Annotated in this window: 17 protein-coding genes, 1 tRNA gene and 1 riboswitch; of the genes, 8 read left to right on the top strand and 10 right to left on the bottom strand. The window is 72.3% G+C overall.

Annotated elements, in window-relative coordinates; all coding sequences use genetic code 11:
- Window positions 1–31 precede the first annotated feature (31 nt).
- The 4 genes from ACPXCB_RS17085 to ACPXCB_RS17070 form a co-directional block, all read right to left on the bottom strand.
- Window positions 32–301: a DUF6458 family protein gene (locus ACPXCB_RS17085; protein WP_013730795.1), complete on the bottom strand. Its 270-nt coding sequence runs from the start codon at window positions 299–301 to the stop codon at window positions 32–34.
- 1,084 nt (window positions 302–1,385) lie between these two features.
- Window positions 1,386–3,242 (bottom strand): acyl-CoA dehydrogenase, encoded by a 1,857-nt coding sequence (locus tag ACPXCB_RS17080; RefSeq protein WP_425876519.1) that lies wholly within the window; start codon window positions 3,240–3,242, stop codon window positions 1,386–1,388.
- 151 nt (window positions 3,243–3,393) lie between these two features.
- Window positions 3,394–4,521: a PP2C family protein-serine/threonine phosphatase gene (locus ACPXCB_RS17075; protein ID WP_132235288.1), complete on the bottom strand. Its 1,128-nt coding sequence runs from the start codon at window positions 4,519–4,521 to the stop codon at window positions 3,394–3,396.
- A 100-nt stretch (window positions 4,522–4,621) separates the two neighbouring features.
- On the bottom strand, window positions 4,622–5,263 hold the full coding sequence (locus ACPXCB_RS17070; RefSeq protein ID WP_425876516.1) for a septal ring lytic transglycosylase RlpA family protein: 642 nt from the start codon (window positions 5,261–5,263) through the stop codon (window positions 4,622–4,624).
- Window positions 5,264–5,494: 231 nt separating this feature from the next.
- On the opposite strand from ACPXCB_RS17070, the gene ACPXCB_RS17065 reads away from it, so the two are divergent.
- Window positions 5,495–6,046 carry a phosphoribosyltransferase family protein gene (locus tag ACPXCB_RS17065; RefSeq protein WP_425876514.1) on the top strand — a complete coding sequence of 184 codons (552 nt, stop codon included), beginning with the start codon at window positions 5,495–5,497 and terminating at the stop codon, window positions 6,044–6,046.
- A gap of 74 nt (window positions 6,047–6,120) precedes the next feature.
- Here ACPXCB_RS17065 and ACPXCB_RS17060 read toward each other — a convergent pair whose 3' ends face one another.
- Entirely contained in the window at window positions 6,121–6,657 is a 537-nt protein-coding gene (locus ACPXCB_RS17060) for an alpha/beta hydrolase (protein WP_425876513.1), read from the bottom strand.
- A gap of 104 nt (window positions 6,658–6,761) precedes the next feature.
- On the opposite strand from ACPXCB_RS17060, the gene ACPXCB_RS17055 reads away from it, so the two are divergent.
- A complete protein-coding gene (locus ACPXCB_RS17055) occupies window positions 6,762–7,193 on the top strand; it encodes an ASCH domain-containing protein (RefSeq protein ID WP_425876511.1) in 432 nt (143 codons plus the stop codon).
- A 61-nt stretch (window positions 7,194–7,254) separates the two neighbouring features.
- On the opposite strand, the gene ACPXCB_RS17050 is transcribed toward ACPXCB_RS17055, so the two are convergent.
- Window positions 7,255–8,136, bottom strand: coding sequence for an LLM class flavin-dependent oxidoreductase (locus tag ACPXCB_RS17050; RefSeq protein ID WP_425876509.1), 882 nt, complete (start codon window positions 8,134–8,136; stop codon window positions 7,255–7,257).
- Between the two features lie 106 nt (window positions 8,137–8,242).
- Between ACPXCB_RS17050 and ACPXCB_RS17045 the strand changes: the two genes are divergently transcribed.
- Both ACPXCB_RS17045 and ACPXCB_RS17040 read left to right on the top strand, forming a co-directional pair.
- The gene (locus tag ACPXCB_RS17045) at window positions 8,243–8,563 is read left to right on the top strand and encodes a PadR family transcriptional regulator (RefSeq protein WP_425876753.1); all 321 of its coding nucleotides are present in this window, start codon (window positions 8,243–8,245) and stop codon (window positions 8,561–8,563) included.
- A gap of 66 nt (window positions 8,564–8,629) precedes the next feature.
- Window positions 8,630–9,727, top strand: coding sequence for a hypothetical protein (locus ACPXCB_RS17040; RefSeq protein ID WP_425876507.1), 1,098 nt, complete (start codon window positions 8,630–8,632; stop codon window positions 9,725–9,727).
- 32 nt (window positions 9,728–9,759) lie between these two features.
- On the opposite strand, the gene ACPXCB_RS17035 is transcribed toward ACPXCB_RS17040, so the two are convergent.
- On the bottom strand, window positions 9,760–10,539 hold the full coding sequence (locus ACPXCB_RS17035; protein WP_425876506.1) for a DUF4253 domain-containing protein: 780 nt from the start codon (window positions 10,537–10,539) through the stop codon (window positions 9,760–9,762).
- A 448-nt stretch (window positions 10,540–10,987) separates the two neighbouring features.
- Between ACPXCB_RS17035 and ACPXCB_RS17030 the strand changes: the two genes are divergently transcribed.
- Window positions 10,988–11,413, top strand: coding sequence for an integrase (locus ACPXCB_RS17030; RefSeq protein WP_425876504.1), 426 nt, complete (start codon window positions 10,988–10,990; stop codon window positions 11,411–11,413).
- Window positions 11,414–11,669: 256 nt separating this feature from the next.
- On the opposite strand, the gene ACPXCB_RS17025 is transcribed toward ACPXCB_RS17030, so the two are convergent.
- Window positions 11,670–11,743 (bottom strand) — tRNA-Gly (locus ACPXCB_RS17025).
- A 519-nt stretch (window positions 11,744–12,262) separates the two neighbouring features.
- On the opposite strand from ACPXCB_RS17025, the gene ACPXCB_RS17020 reads away from it, so the two are divergent.
- Window positions 12,263–13,249 (top strand): zinc metalloprotease, encoded by a 987-nt coding sequence (locus ACPXCB_RS17020; RefSeq protein ID WP_425876502.1) that lies wholly within the window; start codon window positions 12,263–12,265, stop codon window positions 13,247–13,249.
- A 140-nt stretch (window positions 13,250–13,389) separates the two neighbouring features.
- Here ACPXCB_RS17020 and ACPXCB_RS17015 read toward each other — a convergent pair whose 3' ends face one another.
- Window positions 13,390–13,941 carry a pyridoxamine 5'-phosphate oxidase family protein gene (locus ACPXCB_RS17015; RefSeq protein WP_425876500.1) on the bottom strand — a complete coding sequence of 184 codons (552 nt, stop codon included), beginning with the start codon at window positions 13,939–13,941 and terminating at the stop codon, window positions 13,390–13,392.
- A gap of 78 nt (window positions 13,942–14,019) precedes the next feature.
- Here ACPXCB_RS17015 and dcd point away from each other — a divergent pair, with 78 nt between their 5' ends.
- Window positions 14,020–14,598, top strand: a complete 579-nt coding sequence (dcd, locus tag ACPXCB_RS17010; protein ID WP_425876498.1) for a dCTP deaminase — start codon at window positions 14,020–14,022, stop codon at window positions 14,596–14,598.
- A gap of 72 nt (window positions 14,599–14,670) precedes the next feature.
- Here the strand turns inward: dcd and ACPXCB_RS17005 are convergent, their stop codons facing one another.
- Complete coding sequence (locus tag ACPXCB_RS17005; protein ID WP_425876496.1) at window positions 14,671–15,711, bottom strand: NlpC/P60 family protein; 1,041 nt, start codon at window positions 15,709–15,711, stop codon at window positions 14,671–14,673.
- 12 nt (window positions 15,712–15,723) lie between these two features.
- Window positions 15,724–15,857, bottom strand: a riboswitch (cyclic di-AMP (ydaO/yuaA leader).
- A gap of 301 nt (window positions 15,858–16,158) precedes the next feature.
- Between ACPXCB_RS17005 and ACPXCB_RS17000 the strand changes: the two genes are divergently transcribed.
- On the top strand, window positions 16,159–18,120 hold the full coding sequence (locus tag ACPXCB_RS17000; protein ID WP_425876494.1) for an N-acetylmuramoyl-L-alanine amidase: 1,962 nt from the start codon (window positions 16,159–16,161) through the stop codon (window positions 18,118–18,120).
- Window positions 18,121–18,229 lie beyond the last annotated feature (109 nt).

The following is an 18,229-nucleotide window of genomic DNA, read 5'->3' as shown; positions in this document are numbered from 1 at the left end:
AATGGCACCTGGCGCCGTCGGACGCGGCGGCTCAGGACGGTGGTGCCGTCGGCGGCGGCGGATCGGGCGGCGGTGGCATCATCGCGGTCGGGTGCGAGAGCCGGTTCTCCTCGACGATCAGGGTCCGCGCCCGCTTGCGCCGGTCCTGCCAGAACCAGAGCGTGGTGAGTAGGACGCCCAGCCCGGCCAGGATGAACACCCAGCCGACCGCGCGCAGGTCGACCCACCAGACGTTGGCTCTGATGGCGAAGGTCAGGATCGCGCCGATGGCGATCAGGAAGATTCCGCTACCAATGCCCATGTGCGCTGCACTCCCCCGTGCGGTGGCTCTGGGCGTTCTCTGACGTGGCCTCGCGACGGTTACCCGCCACACCGCCCGGCTACCCGGATGGCGTCCCCGAATAGCCGGCGGAACCCACACCGGCGGGCCAGCCGCTGCTCTTCTCGACCGACCCGATTGCGCGCCACGACTACACACGGTGGCCACACCCCGAAAACCCGTGCCGTTACATGCCGTAACTGCGGCCACTAGGCAGCACTGCCCGCAAAACGGGCATCAGGCTCTAATTACTACCGACTAGATGCGACCTGACGCCCCCACCGGCACCCCTCCGCGGACGCTTTGCTCTGCACCCATCGACGCAACAGGCACCCAGAGTTGCTGGTGCCTCCGTGGATGCAGAGCAAAGGGCGGCGAGGGGCATGCCGGCGAGGCGGCCGATTGATGACGCTGCGTGATCGGCTTGACCCCAGACCCACTCCGCCCGGCCTCGCCCAGACCCGACCTGGGCCCAGCCCCGCCTCAGCCCCGCCCGGCCCAGGCCCGGCCCCTGCCCGCGCTTCCGCACCCTCCCGATTGATCATGAGGTTATTGCCTTGGAATGCGCTCTCCGTAGGCAATAACTTCATGATCAACGTGCGCGGAGCGGCGCGGAGCGGCGGCGGCGGGGCGGGGCAGCGCGGACAGCGCGGGGCGGCGGCCTGACGTGCCCTCATGGCGCAGGGTGCGGGCCGCCGACGAAGGCAGCGGAACCAGGCTCGCGCGGAGGGGCGGAGGGGCGGAGGGGCGGAGGGGCGGAACCAGGCTCGCGCGAGGGCCGAAGGCCGCGGGAGCACGCTCGCGCGAGGGGGCGCGGGCAGCGCGGAGCGCGCTCGCGCGAGGGGCGGAGAGGGTGAAGGGGTGAAGGGGGTGAAGGGGGCGAGAGCACACTCGTTCGGGGGCGACTCACACGCGCCTCCGACGACACCTTCGGCGATCGCCCGGGGCGGTCTCGGGGCCGGCGGGTGGACGACGACGGCCGGCGAGCTGTTGCCCGCCGGCCGTCGTGCCGATCATCTCCGGGTCGTTCCCGGCCCCGCCGCGCCGTGGGGCGCTACGGCGTACCTCAGAAGGCCTCCTCCGGGAGGTCCATGACGTCCAGGTCGGTGCTCTCGACGATCCGCCGGTCGGCGCCGATGCGGGGCAGCACCTCGCGGGCGAAGAACCGGGCGGCGGCCACCTTGCCGGTGTAGAACGCCTTGTCGGCGGCGGAGACCTCGCCGGCCAGGGCCTTCAGGGCCACGTCGGCCTGCTTCTGGAGCAGCCAACCGACGACCAGGTCGCCGATCGCCAGCAGGAAGCGGCGGCTGCTCAGGCCGACCTTGTAGAGCGCCCGGGTGTCGCCGCCCTGCGCCTCGCCCAGCCAGCCGGTCATGACGCCCAGCATGTTCTGGATCTCGGCGAGCGCCTTGCCCAGCGCCAGCCGCTCCTCCTTGAGCTGACCGTTGCCGGCCTCGGTGGCGATGAACTCCTGGATCTCGCCGGCGACCGCCATCAGGGCCTTGCCGTTGTCCCGGACGATCTTCCGGAAGATGAGGTCGAGGCTCTGGATCGCCGTCGTGCCCTCGTAGAGGGTGTCGATCTTCGCGTCGCGGACGTACTGCTCCAGGGGGTAGTCCTGGAGGAAGCCGGAGCCACCGAAGGTCTGCAGCGACTCGTGCCCGAGCAGCTCGTACGCCCGCTCCGAGCCGACGCCCTTCACCAGCGGGAGGAGCAGGTCGTTGACCCGCTTGGCGAGCTTGATCGCCTCCTCGTCGCCCGCCGCCTCGGCGATGGCGACCTTGTCCTGCCAGGTGGCGGTGTAGCAGACCAGGGCGCGCAGGCCCTCGGCGTACGCCTTCTGCAGCAGCAGCGAGCGGCGCACGTCCGGGTGGTGGGTGATCGTGACGCGCGGCGCGGTCTTGTCCGCCATCTGGGTCAGGTCGGCGCCCTGCACCCGGCTCTTGGCGTACTCCAGGGCGTTCAGGTAGCCGGTCGAGAGGGTGGCGATGGCCTTGGTGCCGACCATCATCCGGGCGTTCTCGATGATCATGAACATCTGCCGGATGCCCTCGTGCTTCTCGCCCAGCAGCCAGCCCTTGGCCGGTACGCCGTGCTCGCCGAAGGTCACCTCGCAGGTGTTGGAGACCTTCAGGCCCATCTTGTGCTCGACGTTGGTGGCGAAGACGCCGTTGCGCTCGCCCAGCTCACCGGTGTTCTCGTCGAAGTGGTACTTCGGCACCACGAAGAGGGAGAGGCCCTTGGTGCCCGGGCCACCGACGCCCTCGACGCCGACCGGGCGGGCCAGCACGTAGTGGATGATGTTGTCGCTCAGGTCGTGCTCGGCGGACGTGATGAAGCGCTTCACGCCCTCGATGTGCCAGGAGCCGTCGGGCTGCTGGATGGCGCGGGCCCGGCCGGCGCCCACGTCCGAGCCGGCGTCCGGCTCGGTGAGCACCATCGTGGAGCCCCACTGCTTGTCGGCGAAGAGCTTCGCCCACCGCTTCTGCTGCTCGGTGCCCTCGACGTGCAGCACGTGCGCGAAGGACGGGCCGGAGGAGTACATCCACACGGCGGCGTTGGCGCCGAGAATCAGCTCGGCGAGGGACCACACGAGCGCCCGGGGCGCGTTGCTGCCGTCCAGCTCCGTCGGGAGCTCCAGCCGCCAGAACTCGGAGTTCATGAACGCCCGGTACGACTTCTTGAACGACTCCGGCAGCGGCGCGGTGTGCGTGGCCGGGTCGAAGACCGGCGGGTTGCGGTCGCTGTCCGTGTAGCTGGCGGCCAGATCCTCGCGGGCGAGGCGGTCGACCTCGGCGAGGATGTCGCGTGCGGTGTCGACGTCCAGGTCCGTGTACGGCTCCTGGCTGAACGCCTGGTCCGCCCCGAAGACCTCGAAGAGGTTGAACTCGAGGTCCCGAAGGTTGCTCTTGTAGTGGGTCATGCTCGCTGGCCCCGCTTCCGGACAGGTGTTACCGATCAGTAACTCCAGACTGTATTACCGATGGGTAGGCAGCGACAAGCCGATCACCGAAGTGACGGCGATTACACACTTGCCGTTCGGGTTGCGAAAGCGGGCGCCCAGCGGCCCCGGCTCAGCTCTCGGCCGCGCCGACTTCCCAGCTAGGGACGGCCACCGTGGCGGCGCCGCGCGAGCCCGTGTACTCCATCAGGACCAGGGCGATGTCGTCGTCGAGCCGGCCGTGCACCCACTCGACCAGGGCGGTCTCCAGCGAGGCGAGCCCGTCGCCGACGGTGCCGTGCCCGAGCAGCCGCCAGGCCCGGTCGGCGGTCGGGAAGAACTCCCCGTCCCGGCGGGCCTCGCCGAGCCCGTCGGTGAAGAGCAGCAGCCGGTCGCCGGGCTCCAGCCGCTCGACCCGGGGGCGTACCACCGGCATGAAGCCCAGCGGCGGGGCGGGGGCCGGCGGTTCGAGCGGGATGACGGCGCCCCGGCGCAGCAGCAGCGGCGGCGGGTGGCCGCAGTTGACGATGGTGAGCGTCCCGCCCCGCTCCTCGACCAGCGCGGCGGTGACGAAGTCCTCGTCGCCCACGCTCCGGGCCACCGCCCGGTCCAGGTCGGTCACGACGGCCCGCAGGTCCGCCCGCTCGTACGCCACGTGCCGGTACGAACCCAGCACGATGCTGGCGAGCCGCACCGCGTCGAGGCCCTTGCCCCGCACGTCGCCGATGATCATCCGCACCCCGTACGGCGTGTCCACCGCCTCGTACAGGTCGCCGCCGATCTCGGCGGTGGCGGTGGACGAGATGTACCTGGCGGCCACCGAGAGCGTGCCGACCTGCGGCCCGAGCGGGCGCAGCACTGCCTGCTGGGCGACCGAGGCCAACCGGGACAGCTCGGCGATCCGCTCGGCCTGCCGCTGCCGTACGGCCGCCGTGGCCACCGCGATGGCGGTGCCCAGCGCGATGCCCGCGACGGCGACCGTGGTGGGCAGCGCCACGGTCTCCTCCCAGAGCGCGAAGCCGGCCCCGAGGGCGGTGGCGGCCAGGCCCACGCCGAGCACGATCCGCCACGACGCCAGCGCGGCGGTCAGGAACGGCGCGGCCACCATGAGCGCGATGTAGTTCGCCGGACGGCCGTCGGCCAGTTCCACGGCGGAGACGATCGCGAGCAGGACGAAGGCCGCGCCGAGGCCGGCGCGGGATCCGGGGCTCAGTGGGCCGGGGCCCGACTGGAAGGGTCGCGTGCGTACGAGGGACAGCATGCCTGATGGACGTGAGCGGGTGAATGAACCTGGCCCGTCGTCCGAGGATGTTCTGCCCACCCGGATCGTGTCGCCGGACCGATCGCCACCCGGCTGACGCTCAGCCGAGCACCTCGTAGCGGACCTCCACGTGGCCGGCGTCGAGCGAGGCGATCTGGGCGAACGCGGCCCGGGACAGGTCGAGGCAACGCCCCTCGATGAACGGGCCACGGTCGTTGACGCGCACCGTCACGGACTTGCCGTTCGCCGGGTTGGTGACCCGGACCTTCGTGTTGAACGGCAGGGTCTTGTGGGCGGCGGTCAGCGCGGACGGATCGAAGTTCTCGCCGTTGGCGGTGAGCTGCCCCTCGGAGTAGAACGACGCGCCGCACGAGCCGCTGTCGACGACCGGGCGGGCGGTGCTGCTCTTCTTCGTCGCGGTGGGCTTCGGCGCGGCGGTGCGTGGCTTGCTCCGGGAGGGCGCCTGGGCGGACCGGCTGGCCTTGGGGGTGGCCGTCGCGCTCGGTGACGCGCTGACGCTCGGCGAGGCGGCCGGCGGGGCGGCCGGGGAGCTGGGGGCCGCGCTGGTCGGCAGGCCGGTGGGCGCGAGGTCGACCGCGGCGGGCCGGGCGGGCTCCGCGTCCGAGGTCAGCTGGACGGCGCCGACGGTGCCGCCGACGGCGAGGGCGACCCCGACCGCTGCGGTGGCCGCGATGCCGGCCGGGGAGGAGAACATGCGGGTACGGGAGTGCCTGCCAGCCACCAGCCCGGTCCTTTCGTCATCTGAACAAACCGGGTCGGACCGTAACGAGAGAAGCACATCCGAAGTCAACGTGATCATGGTGGTATGACCGCAATTGCAGTGATACGTGTAGCCGATCATCCGATCCGAGATGGGCCGGGCGGCCCGGGTGCGGGGCGGACCGCCCGGCCCGGTCCCCGTCGGGGTCACCCACTCGGCGGCCAGCCAGACCGCGTGGCGCAGGATGGGTCCATGCCCTCCGAGCTGAGCGGACGCCTCGCCGCGATGGTCAGGTGGATCGATCCCGGCCCCGGCGCCACGCACCTGGTCAGCGACGTCTCCGGCTGGTGGCGGGACGCGGAGGTCCTCGCCCGGCTGGGGCCGGCCCTCGTGGAGCCGTTCCGGGCCGCCCGGCCGACGGTGGTCGTCTCGCCGGCGGTCACCGGATACCTGCTCGGTCCGCTCGCCGCGACGGCGCTCGGCGTCGGCTTCGTGCCGGCCCACAAGCCGGGCGACGGCCGGCTGCCCGCCGGGGCGCTCACCTGGGCGCAGAGCCCCCCGGACTTCCGGGGCCGACGGGTCGACCTGGCCGTGCGGGACCACGGCCTGCAGAGGGGTGACCGGGTGCTGGTGGTGGACGACTGGGTGGCTACCGGGGCACAGGTCCGCGCGCTTTACGAGATCTGCGCCGCGCGGGGCGCGGAACCGGTCGGCACCGCCACGGTCGTGCTGGACTGCCCTCCGGCGATCGCCACCGAGCTGCGCGTACGGGGGCTCGTGGACGGGGCGGACCTCACGGCTTGACCTGAACCTCGGTTCAGGTCGGAGGATCGCCGCATGGGTGAGGAGATCCTGGACGAGGCCGCCGGCTATGCCGGTCACCTGATCTGAACGAAGTCCTCGACCGACGTGCAGACCCGGCCGAGCGCCTCCGCCGAGCGGGCCAGCGGGCCCGGCACCATCAGCGCGTGGTCGGCCTGCTCGATCTCCACCACGTGCGGGCTGAGCCGGCGGGCGAGCGGGCCGTCCCAGGACGGGTCCGCCGTGCCGCCCACCAGCAGGAACGGTGCGGTGGCGCGGCGCAGGCCGTCGACCACGGCGGGCACGTGCAGCAGCGGGGTGAGCCAGACGGCCGGCAGCCGGCGGTCGGCCGCGAGCGGGGTGGCCATCGAGCCGAGCGACTTGCCGACCAGCAGGTGCGTCGGCTCGGCGAGGGTCGGGGCGACCTGCCCGATCACCCATTCGATGGCCGGCTCCGGCCCGTCGCGGTCGGGGGCGAACCGCTCCGGCACCTCCCACGAGAGGGCGTGCAGGGCGTAGCCGAGGCGGCGCAGCGCCTCGCCGGCGTAGACGAAGAGCGGGAACCGGGTGTCGTAGCCCCGGCCGGGGATGAGCACCGCGCGCCTGTCCGCCATGCCGCCTCCCGATCGTCGCCCCACCCACCGTAGCGCCCGCCGCACCGACGGTGGGGGCGGAAATGCCACGACGGTTGATCGACGGTGCCGGTACGGTCGGCAGGATGTGGCCTCGGATCGGTGGACTGCGCACCCTCGCCCTCGGCACCCCCGGTGAGCTGCGTACGCGGCTCAACGCCCTGGTGCTCGCCGGGGTGAAGACGGCGACCGCCGGGCTGACCACCGAGTACGCCGAGGAGGGCGAGGAGCTGGAGCACGCCGGCGAGCGGCTGGCCCTCGTCGACGACGGGGACGCGCTGGTCGGCGTCGTGGAGGTCACCGGCGTCGAGGTGGTCCGCTTCGCGGACGTGCCGTGGGACTTCGCCCGCTCCGAAGGGGAGGGGGACCGCTCCATCGAGGAGTGGCGCGCCGGTCACGCCGCCTACTGGGCGCGCGTGGGTACCCCCGTCACCGACGACAGCGAGGTCGTCTGCATCCGGTTCCGGTTGGTCTCCGGCGGCGACGGCGGCATCACCACCGGAGACCTCGGCACCTGAGGGTGCCGGCTCGACGCGTCCACCGGCCGGCCGGGCTGACGTCGCCGGCGAAGGCGCCCGGTCAGGCGCGACGCAGCTCGGGCAGCAGGCGGGTGGCGACGTCGGCCAGGACGGCCTCGTCGCCGGCGTACCAACTGCTGGCCCGGGGCCAGTGGGTGACCACGTCGGTGAAGCCGAGGGCGGCGGCCCGGCCGACCTGGTCGGCGAAGAACTCGGCGCTGCGCAGCGAGAAGACCGGCGCGGAGTCGAGCGAGAGGTAGCGGTCCAGGGTGCCCGGGTCGCGGCCGGCGGTGGCGAGCGTCGCGTCCATCCGGGCGGCGGCCTCGGCCACCCCGCCCCACCAGCGCTCCAGGTCGTCCTCGTCGGGGCCGGTGGTGACCCAGCCCTGGCCGAAGCGCGCCACCAGCCGCATCGACCGGGGCCCGTTGGCGGCCATCACGAACGGCACCCGGGGCGTCTGGACGCAGCCCGGGGTGTTCCGCGCGTCCACGGCGGTGAACCACTCCCCGCGCCAGGTCGTGCCGTCCTCGCGCAGGATGAGGTCGAGCAGCTCGGTGAACTCGGCGAACCGGTCCACCCGCTGGCGCGGCGGCAGCGTCTCCCCGCCCAGCACGGCCGAGTCGAAGCCGATGCCGCCGGCGCCGAGGCCGAGCAGCAGCCGCCCGCCGGAGACGTCGTCGAGCGCGGTGACCTGCCGGGCGAACGCCGCCGGGTGGCGGAAGTTCGGCGAGGCGACCAGCGTGCCGAGCCGGATGCGGGAGGTCACCGTCGCGGCGGCGGTCAGCGTGGTCACGGAGTCGAACCAGGGCCCGTCGACCAGGTCCCGCCAGCCCAGGTGGTCGTACGTCCAGGCGTGGTCGAAGCCCCACTCGTCCGCCTGGGACCAGCGGCGACGCGAGTCGGACCAACGCTGGTCGGGAAGGATCACGATGCCAATCCGCATGATCGCCAGCCTAGGCCTCGTGGCGAAGGGCGGGCCAGGCCGTCGCGGTCGGGGCGGGCCTTGACGATATATCGATGATCTGAATATGGTGTCGCCCGTGACCGCGATGCGAGAGCCGACCTTCCTGATCCTCACCGCGCTCGCCGGTGGCCCCCGGCACGGCTACGGCATCATCCGCGAGGTCACCGCCCTGTCCGCGCAGCGTGTCACCCTGCTGCCGGGCACCCTCTACGCCGCGCTCGACCGGTTGCACGCCCAGGGGCTCGTCGCGCCCGACCGCGAGGAGACCGTCGACGGCCGGCTCCGCCGCTACTACCGCCTCACCCCCGACGGGATCGGCGCCCTGGACGTCGAGACCGCGCGGCTGCGGCAGCTCGCCACCGCCGCCGAGAGCCGGCTGCGCGCGCTCCGCCCCGGCACCGCCTGACCGCCCCGCACCCGCACCCCGTCTGCTGCACCGGCCCGCCGGTGCGTACCGATCGGAAGGACAGTCATGCCGACGACCGGCGACCCGCTCGCCCGCCGCTACCGGCGGCTGCTGTTCTGCCACCCCCGCGCCTACCGGCAGGCCCGGGCCGACGAGATGGTCGGGGTCCTGCTGGACGCGGCGCCGCCGGACCGCACCCGGCCGACGCCGCGCGAGGCCGCCAACCTGATCCGGCACGGCCTGCGCTGCCGGCTCGGACGACCGGCCAGCCGCACGGTCGGCGTCTGGGCCACCCTCGCCGCCGTCATCTGCGGCCTGTTCACCGCCGCCCTCGCCACCCGGGCCGCCTGGGAGACCTCTGCGCCACAGCCCGACCGGGCCGAGACCGCCGCCGTCTTCGCCGCCGTGCTGCCCGGTCACGACCTCGGCGACGTCGACCTGGCGCCGGCCTTCTTCACCTTCTACAGCCAGCCGCTCACCGTCCGCGCGCTGGACAACCTGCTGCTCGGGGACGGCGGCGAATACCAGCAGAGCACCGTCGTGGCCGGCACGGCCGGCACACCCCCGATGCCCGCCGACGAGACGCTCGCCCTGGCGCAGCGGCGCCTGCGCGAGACCGGCTGGCAGGTGTACGAGCCGGAGGTCCGCAGCAACCCGGGCTGTGTCGACAAGACGTGCGTCCAGGTCGTCACGATCACCGACACCACAGTGCTCGCCCGGCGCGGCGACACGGTCCTCCAACTCCAGGTGGCCGCCCCGCCCTCGCCCGACGGCAGCAACCTGTCGCTGGCGCTGAGCCGGACGGCCCCGCCTGCCGTGCTGCCGGCCGGCGTCACCGGTGGTCTGCTGGGAGCGGCCCTCGGCTGGCTGGTCCTCGGCTGGGCCAGCCGGCGCACCGAGGCGGCACATCCCGCCCGGGGAGCGGTCAGCGTCCTGCTCGCGATCACCCTGTTCCTCTGGTGGACGCCCGTACTGCTGACCGTCCCGAGCCTGCTCCAGCATCACCGCGCCGAGCCGCACCCGACGTGGCACCCGCTGTGGGAGTGGCTGGGTCAGCCGGCGGGCTCGCTGCTGTTCGTGGTGGGCGCGGCGAGCGCGCTGCTGGGGCTGGCGCTGGCCGCCGTACCCCGGCGCAGCCCGCAGCCGACGGCCGCCGTCGGCTGACCGCCGGGGCATCGGGCGGCGGGGCGCCGTCGTCAGTCCCACCAGAACGACCAGGAGCGCATGCCGAGGAGCTGCTCGGCGTAGGCGGTCAGAGATCCGGCGCCCTGCCAGACGTTGTCCGGGCAGAAGGCGAAGTGCTCGGCCGCGACCGCCAGGGCGTGCCCGGTGGACGTCGGTGGCGCGGCGACGCTCAGGTTCAGGGTGGCGAACCCGACGCCGACCACCCGTACGCCGAACCGGTCCTCCCAGCTGCGCAGCACCGCCGAGATCTCCCCGGCGTCGCCGGTGTGGTTCGTCGGGCCGGACCAACCCACCACGGCCAGGGTGTCCGCGCTGCGGGTGGCCGGCACGAGCCCGAGACGCGTCCGCCCGTCCACGAGGAACTCGACGCACTCGTCGGCGAGCACGTCGGGCGCCTCCACCAGGTCGCCGGGCCTGGCGAGACCGGGCCAGTTGCGGCCGAACGGGGCCCTGGCGGCCGACGTCTCGTCCTCGTCGACCGTCGTGCAGCCGGCCCACCATCGGGCCAGCAGCTCCGTCACGTCGTGGCGCTCCGGCGACGACATGTCGGCCGGATACACCTCGCCGTCAGCCCACGGGCGGCTCTCGTCGCTCGACAACCCGCTCAGCAGCAGCGGCCACAGCCCGGTCTCCGGATGCCACGACCGCATCCGCGCCCACAGCCCCGGATCGGCCGAGGCGTCGCTCAGCCAGTACGGCGGCGGTCCACCGTCCTCCGGCTCGACGGTGCGGCCGGGCGGCAGTGCAGCGGGCGGTAGCGAACTCAGCAACCGGGTCAGGTCTGCAATCACGGCGGGAGCGTAGGCGGCCCGTACGACCGATCCCGGCCCTCCCGCCACGGCCCCGGGCCTACGGGGCCTCGAACCGCTCGTCGTGCCGCGGCAGCGCGCCTGGTCGCCGTCGATGCTCGGCATGAACGCGGCGATCTCGCCGCCGTCCGGCCGGGCGGTGGATCTCGGTGGCGGAGCCCTGCCCGCAGGGGCTAGAACGGTGGTCGTGACCGCCGACATGGACGCCGACGAGGTCCATGTCCTGTCACGGGACATGCTTGACGCTCGCGTCCCACCTGATGCCCGACGAGATCGTTGAAAGGAGTCGCGGAGGCCTTCACGGCCGCGATAGGGGCGCGCAGCGCGCACGAGCGTGCACGCCAGGCGACTCGACCGGCGCTAGGTGGCGCGGGGAAATACCTTGGTGGGCAACGGCGGAGCCGGGGAAGATCGACCGTGAGGTGACCACGTGCGGACGCGACTGCGGCAGATGCGAATCGGTGCACGAATCTTCGTGTGGCGCGCGGAGATCCGGCACGTGCTGGGCAGCCGTGATTGCCACCGGTGCATCCGGCTGCGCGTGTGGGGCGCTGGAAAGACGAGCCAGGCACTCCAGGCGGATCTACTCTCGGTCGCCTGGCCCGCGCCATGGGGGGCATGCGCCACGGACGGCACCTATCCGACGCCGGCCGACGTACGAGCCGTCATCAGATATGCCTTGGAGCACGGGTGGCAGCCCGAGAGGCAAGGCGGAACGTTCGTGCTGGCCGAGCATGAGCACGGGTCCGGGTTCAGCTTGCCCGATTTCCTCCTGACCGACCGGCTACGGACGCCCGAGAGCGCCGATCCCACGGTCCGAGTAATCCGCGCCTACGAGCTTCGTCAGGAAGCATGACGGTCTTCGGCACTGCGACGCCTCAGCGCGCTGATCGCGGCTGCTCCTCTACGCCGCCTGCGCGGGTAGCGGTCACGCCAAGCGTTACCCGCACTTCAGCAATGACCTGCGAGCTGAGCGCGTCGGCGATGTGCTCGTCACGCTCGCGGGTGGTGTGCTGATAGATCAGCGCAGCTCAGGTCGAGGCGTGCGCAAGAAGCGATAGCAACGAATGAGGCCCCAGCCAGGAAATTTCTCCTGAGCTGGGGCCTCACGTTGGAGCGGGTGACGGGAATCGAACCCGCACTGTCAGCTTGGGAAGCTGATGTTCTGCCATTGAACTACACCCGCAGGCGGCACCACTGTACCTGAGTCGTCACGACGCTGCACCCAGGTACCCCTCCGACACCACCCGGTGCCGCGATCTTGGCAGCTAACGGCCGCCGGAGGGGCCTGAACTTACCAAGATCGCTCCGCGCCCCCGCCCGCCGCTCCACGCCGCGCCAGCCACGCCGCTACCACGGTCAGGCCACCGTCCGCCGCGCCACCGCCAGCCCATCACTGCCCGCCCGCGCCACCGCTCCCCTGCCACCGCCAGCCGCGCCACCACTCCGCCGCGTCACCGCCGACCATGAACTGCCCGGTCCGCGTGGCCCGACGAGCCCGTCCCGCGCGCCGTGGTCCGGATCCGGACGGCGAGTCGCGTCCCGCGTGAAGCAACGTCGATGCGCGCCCAGCCGCTGCCAGGAAAATTTCCACCGCGGCAACATATGGCCATTCTCAAATCAATCGATGGGTTGTAACGTCTGCCCAACGTTCCAGCCACGGCGTGACATACCCCCTGTCGCGCCGCCAGAAAGAGGTGGGCCCATGGGACTCCGTCCCAACCTGCTGACCCGGCGTACGGCCGGCGTCGCGTCGACGACCCTCGCGCTGCTGCTCAGCACCGCCGCCGTCGGTGTCGTACCGGCCGCTTCGGCCTTCTCCGCCGCCCCGACCGAGGTCTGCGTCGAGCCGGCCGACGTCCACTCGGACGCCCGCGTCAAGCCGGGCAGCGGCGCCAAGCACGAGCCGAACGAGCTGACCCTCGCGGAGACCCGCGAGCGCGAGGCCGACATGGCCGCCGCGCTGCGCGAGCGGGCCCGGTTCCGTACCGGCGCCGGGGCCTCCACGATGGCCGCCGCCGTCACCATCCCGGTGGTGGTGCACGTGATCCAGGAGAACAGCACCCGGGCCGGCGGCAACATCCCCGACTCGATGGTCAACTCGCAGATCAACGTGCTGAACCAGTCGTTCAGCGGGGCCACCGGCGGCGCGTCCACCGCGTTCAGCTTCCAGCTCCAGAAGATCAACCGGGTGACGAACCCGTCCTGGTACCCGATCGTGTCGGGTTCCTCGGCGGAGCGGTCGATGAAGACCTCGCTGCGTACGGGCGGCAAGAACACCCTCAACATCTACCTGGGCGAGCTGAGCAACGGCCTGCTCGGCTGGGCGACCTTCCCGACCCGCAACCTCAACAGCATGGACGGCGTCGTCGTGCTGAGCGAGTCGCTGCCGGGCGGCACCGCCACCAACTACAACCAGGGCGACACGGGCACCCACGAGGTCGGCCACTGGCTGAACCTCTACCACACCTTCCAGGGCGGCTGCTCCGGCTCGGGCGACAGCGTCAGCGACACCGCTGCCGAGGCCTCGCCGGCCTCCGGCTGCCCGACCGGGCGGAACACCTGCACCGCCCCCGGCGTCGACCCGATCACCAACTTCATGGACTACAGCTACGACTCCTGCATGTACCAGTTCACCGCCGGGCAGGCCAGCCGCATGCTGACCGCCTGGAACGCGTACCGCGCGGCGTAGTTCCGCCGTACGACTCCACCGGTGCCGGCCTCGCTCGACGGGGCCGGCACCGGCGTCTGTGCGGCCGCGCACGCGGGTGTCGGGCGGTGGTCACGGTGCGGCGCCCCGGAGGGGGACGGCCCGGGGCGCCGCACCGCGTCTCAGGCGGCGGGGCGGGCGGCGTGGTCGCCGACGCGCCCCGACCGGGTCTCGGGCACCAGCGCGGTGCCGACGTCGGCCGCGCGGGGGTCGAGCCACACCTGCACGGCGGGCCGGCCGTGCCACTCGCTGGCGCCGCCCGCGACGCCGGACTCGCGGCGGGCCAGCATCGCCACGTCGACGGTGAACTCGAAGACCCGCCAGTCGACCTGCGGCGCGGCCCGGTGGCTGCGGGCCAGCCGGGCGACCCGCGCCGGGTCGGTCACCGGGCGGGCGTGGCCAGCGACGTAGGCTTCGTCGTCGCTCTCCTCGGGCGGGAACGAATGCAGCGCGTAGCGGCCGTCGCGCTCCAGGTCGCGCCGCTTGGGCGAGTCGACGACGAAGCAGAAGAGCCCCTCGTCGGTGATCACCGGGGAGACCGGGTGCACCCGGGGACCGCCGTCGGCGCGGACGGTGGCCAGGTAGCCGAAGCCCGGCCCGTACTGCTGCATGAGGAGGCGGATCCCGTCGGCGAGGCGGGGCTCGTCGGCGGCGAATTCGGACCAGGAAGCCATGCCGGCATTCTATCGAACAATTGTACGAAGATGCACTCCGACACGCAGGTCACGCGTGTCGGTCGCTAAGGTGTGCGGATGCTGCTCTCCGACCGCGACCTGGCCTCCGAGATCGAGGCGGGGACGCTCGCGCTGGAGCCGTTCGAGCCCGCGCTGGTGCAACCGTCCAGCATCGACGTACGCCTGGACAAGCACTTCCGGGTCTTCAACAACCACCTCTACACCCACATCGACCCCGCGCAGCAGCAGGACGACCTCACGTCGATGGTCGAGGTGCCCGACGGCGAGCCGTACGTGCTGCATCCGGGCGAGTTCGTGCTCGCCTCGACGCTGGAGGTGATCACGCTCGGCGACCAGCTCGCCGGCCGCCTGGAGGGGAAGAGCTCACTGGGCCGGTTGGGCCTGCTCACCCACTCCACGGCGGGCTTCATCGACCCGGGCTTCTCCGGTCACGTGACCCTCGAACTGTCCAACGTCGCCAACCTGCCGATCACCCTCTGGCCGGGCATGAAGATCGGCCAGCTCTGCATCTTCCGGCTCTCGTCGCCGGCGCAGCATCCGTACGGCTCGGCCGTCTACGGCTCGCGCTACCAGGGGCAGCGCGGCCCGACCCCGAGCCGCTCCTGGCAGCACTGGCGCACCTGGCCCACCCGCTGACCCGGGCCGCTACGTGTCAGGAAGGGCACCTTCCTCTACCGGATCCGTCAGGAAGGTGCCCTTCCTTGCACCTCAGCCGGGCCGGCCGTAGCTGTGGATCGGGCCGTCGTCGACCTTCTTCATCCTGATCGGCACCCCGGCCCGGGAGGCGTGCACCACCCAGCCCCCGCCGACGTACATGCCGACGTGGTGCAGGTCGCTGTAGTAGAAGACGAGGTCGCCCGGGCGCAGCTCGCCCCGGCTGACGGACGCGGTGGCCCGCCGCTGCTGCGCGGCGTTGTGCGGCAGCGACACCCCCGCCTTCGCCCAGGCGGCGAGCATCAGGCCGGAGCAGTCGTACGAGTTCGGCCCCTCGGCGCCCCAGACGTAGGGCTTGCCGATCTGCGCGCAGGCGAACTTCACGGCGGTGCCGGCCGGGCCGCCGGGATAGCCGGCCGGGCAGGGGGCGGGGCGCAGCGGCCCGCCGCCGCCGTTGCCGTAGACCCGCAGCCGCAGCTTCTGCAACCGGTCGATCTCGGCGTTGATCTGCTTCTTCTTCGCCGCGAGCTGGGCCTCGGTGCGGCTGAGCTGGACGACCATCTCGTCCAGCGGCGCCTTCTTGGCGGCCAGCCGGTCGCGCAGCTCGGCGACCTGCCGCACGTCCTGCTGCTGGTGCTGGGCGAACTGGTCGAGCAGCTCGAGCTGCCCGATCATCTCGCTCGGTGAGCGGCTGCCCAGCAGGGCGTTGACGGCGGAGACGTTCTCGCCCTTGTAGGCGCGGGCCGCCAGCGCGCCGACCTTCTCCATCGCCTGGTCGACCTGCTTCTCCAGGGGACCGATCTGCGCGGCGAGCGCGTCGGCCTGCTTTCGCCTGGCGGCCAGGTCCTGTCGGGTGGCGTTGTGCCGTTCGATGATCGGTTCGAGCTTGTTCCAGTCCTCGTCGATCTGCCGCTCGATCTCGGCGACCGTCGGTTCGGCGTGGGCCGCCGTGGCGCCGCCGGTCAGGACGACGGCGAACGCGGCCAGGGCGGCGAGGGCGGTGGTGCAGCGGTACCAGCGTGGGCGCGGCGCAGCCGTCACCGGGTCGGCGAGGGCCGACCGGGCCGACGGTGGCCGCGGGGCATGGTGTGCCACCGGGCTTCGTACTCCTTCTTCCGTACCGCCTACCGGGTTAGCTGACGGGTTCGGGCGGGAAGGGGCGCCCTACCGCAGGACTGCGGATTCACCCCGGGGAACATGGGTCCCCGGCTCGCTCGGGAGCGACTCGGCGGTGTCGGACCGTCACCGCCCTGGTTGGACGGAATGTCACCGGCCGACGAAGGACCAGAGTAGAGACGACCGTTATCGATCCGCAACCCTACGGGCAGTGACACTCCGTACCCACCCGGGTCGGGCGGTTCCGCAACCCGGGCAACGAAGATTTCCTTCCTTCTGAAGTGTCTGACGGAAAGGTATTGACCAGAGGCGGCGGGCGGGGCGAAGGTGACCCCACCTTTGCCCGTCCGAACTGGGGGTCTGATGCACCTGTCAGCGACATCGAGGAGCAGACGCGTCCTGCTGGCCGCCGCCGTGGCAGCCGCCATGGCGACGACGCCGCTCACCGCCGCCGGATCCGCCGCCGCGGCAGCGCCGGTGAACGACCGGCAGCAGCAGTACGCCGCCGCGGCCGCCGAGTACGGCGTACCGGAGAGCGTCCTGCTCGGGGTCTCCTACCTGCAGTCCCGCTGGGACACCAACGCCGGCACGCCGAGCACCAGCGGCGGCTACGGACCGATGCACCTCACCGACGCCGAGCACGTCGCCGCCCTCGCCGGCGGCACGCACCACGACGAGGGCACCGAGGACCCGCGCGGCGACGACTCCCGCCCGTCCCTGGCCGAGGCCGGCGAGCCGCCGGCCGCCACGCCGCCCGCCGAGGCCGCGCTGCGGACCGTCGACGCCGCCGCCGACCTGACCGGCGCCAGCGAGGAGTCGCTGCGGACGGACGTCACGGCCAACATCCGGGGCGGCGCGGCGCTGCTGGCCGCGTACCAGAAGGAGATCGGCGCCCCGGTCGGCGCCGGCACCGACCCGGCGACCTGGTACGGCGCGGTGGCCCGGTACTCCGGCGCGGACAGCGCCGACGCCGCGGCGGCCTTCGCCAACGAGGTGTACGCCACCATCGCCACGGGCGACAGCCGGGTGACCGACGACGGGCAGCGGGTCACGCTGGCCGGCCGGGCGGTCCAGCCGGACCGCTCCTGGCTGGACCGGCTGCGCCTGCGCAAGCTCGCCCGACCGGACGGGCTGGAGTGCCCGAGCGACATCTCCTGCGAGTGGATCCCGGCGCCGTACGAGAACTACGGCCCCACCCTGGGCGACTACGGCAACCACGACCTGGGCAACCGTCCCACCCAGCAGAAGATCGAGTACATCGTCATCCACGACACCGAGGGCTACTTCGGTCCCAGCGTCAACCTGGTCAAGGACCCGAAGCGGGTGGGTTGGCACTACACCCTGCGCTCGGTGGACGGGCACATCGCCCAGCACATCAAGACCAAGAACGTCGGCTGGCACGCCGGCAACTGGTACGTGAACGCCAAGTCCATCGGCCTCGAACACGAGGGCTTCGCCGGGCACGGCACCTGGTACACGGAGGCGATGTACCGCACCTCCGCCAAGCTGGTCCGCCACCTGGCGCGGCAGTACAACATCCCGCTGGACCGCAACCACATCATCGGGCACGACAACGTCCCCGGCACCGTCGCCGCGAACGTGCGCGGCATGCACTGGGACCCGGGACCGTACTGGAACTGGTCGCACTACTTCGACCTGCTCAAGGCGCCGTTCAAGTCGACCGGCACGCACCGGACCGGGCTGGTCACCATCGACCCGGACTTCGCCACCAACCAGCCGCCGTTCACCGGCTGCAACCGGCAGCCTCCGGGCGTGCCGAACCCGCCCCCGGCGACGGCCCCCTGCCCGCTGCGCGGCTCCTCCGCGCTGTTCCTGCACAACGCGCCGAGCCACGACGCGCCGCTGGTCAACGACATCGCGCTGCGGCCCGACGGCACCCCGAACACCACGTACGTCTCCGACCACGGCGCCCGCGTCTCGGCCGGCCAGACGTACGCGCTTGCCGAGGTGCAGGGCGACTGGACCGCGATCTGGTACCTCGGCCAGAAGGGGTGGTTCCACAACCCCGCCGCCAAGCCAACGGCTAAGTGGACCGTCGGGTTCGTGGTGACCCCGAAGGCCGGTAAGGCCACCATCCCGGTGTACGGCCGGGCCTACCCGGAGCAGGCCGCCTACCCGGAGGGCGTGCCGTACCAGGCGATCTCGCCGCTGCAGTACACGCTCTCGGCCGGCCAGCGGTACGCCGTCGGCAACCTGCTCCCCGGCGAGTACTACCGGGCCACCACGTTCGACGGCTCCGCCCCCCACGACCAGACGGTCGTCCGGGGCGACAACCGGTACGTGCAGGTCCAGTTCGGTCACCGGATCATGTACGTCAACCTGGACGACGTGAACCTGGTGCCGTCCCCGCTTGGCGCACCGCGCTGATCCACCCGTACGACGAGGGCCCCCGGTCGGATGGCGGTTTCTGGGGGTCCTCGCAACACCTGATGGCTTAGGTGGCTGTCAGTAGATTACGCAGACGCTCGGCTGGGTT

The sequence above is a fragment of the Micromonospora sp. DT62 genome (genome assembly GCF_049847285.1).
GTDB classification, from domain to species: Bacteria; Actinomycetota; Actinomycetes; order Mycobacteriales; family Micromonosporaceae; genus Micromonospora; species Micromonospora reichwaldensis.
This window is presented reverse-complemented; position numbering and strand designations above follow the sequence as displayed.

What these genes read in the sequence shown, in the direction of transcription:
- ACPXCB_RS17000 (WP_425876494.1), top strand. Translation starts at nt 16,159, where the DNA reads ATGGCGACGACGCCGCTCACCGCCGCCGGATCCGCCGCCGCGGCAGCG.
- ACPXCB_RS17060 (WP_425876513.1), bottom strand. Translation starts at nt 6,657, where the DNA reads ATGGCGGACAGGCGCGCGGTGCTCATCCCCGGCCGGGGCTACGACACC.
- ACPXCB_RS17065 (WP_425876514.1), top strand. Translation starts at nt 5,495, where the DNA reads ATGCCCTCCGAGCTGAGCGGACGCCTCGCCGCGATGGTCAGGTGGATC.
- ACPXCB_RS17045 (WP_425876753.1), top strand. Translation starts at nt 8,243, where the DNA reads ATGCGAGAGCCGACCTTCCTGATCCTCACCGCGCTCGCCGGTGGCCCC.
- ACPXCB_RS17050 (WP_425876509.1), bottom strand. Translation starts at nt 8,136, where the DNA reads ATGCGGATTGGCATCGTGATCCTTCCCGACCAGCGTTGGTCCGACTCG.
- ACPXCB_RS17055 (WP_425876511.1), top strand. Translation starts at nt 6,762, where the DNA reads ATGTGGCCTCGGATCGGTGGACTGCGCACCCTCGCCCTCGGCACCCCC.
- ACPXCB_RS17040 (WP_425876507.1), top strand. Translation starts at nt 8,630, where the DNA reads ATGCCGACGACCGGCGACCCGCTCGCCCGCCGCTACCGGCGGCTGCTG.
- ACPXCB_RS17075 (WP_132235288.1), bottom strand. Translation starts at nt 4,521, where the DNA reads ATGCTGTCCCTCGTACGCACGCGACCCTTCCAGTCGGGCCCCGGCCCA.
- ACPXCB_RS17080 (WP_425876519.1), bottom strand. Translation starts at nt 3,242, where the DNA reads ATGACCCACTACAAGAGCAACCTTCGGGACCTCGAGTTCAACCTCTTC.
- ACPXCB_RS17020 (WP_425876502.1), top strand. Translation starts at nt 12,263, where the DNA reads ATGGGACTCCGTCCCAACCTGCTGACCCGGCGTACGGCCGGCGTCGCG.
- dcd (WP_425876498.1), top strand. Translation starts at nt 14,020, where the DNA reads ATGCTGCTCTCCGACCGCGACCTGGCCTCCGAGATCGAGGCGGGGACG.
- ACPXCB_RS17085 (WP_013730795.1), bottom strand. Translation starts at nt 301, where the DNA reads ATGGGCATTGGTAGCGGAATCTTCCTGATCGCCATCGGCGCGATCCTG.
- ACPXCB_RS17015 (WP_425876500.1), bottom strand. Translation starts at nt 13,941, where the DNA reads ATGGCTTCCTGGTCCGAATTCGCCGCCGACGAGCCCCGCCTCGCCGAC.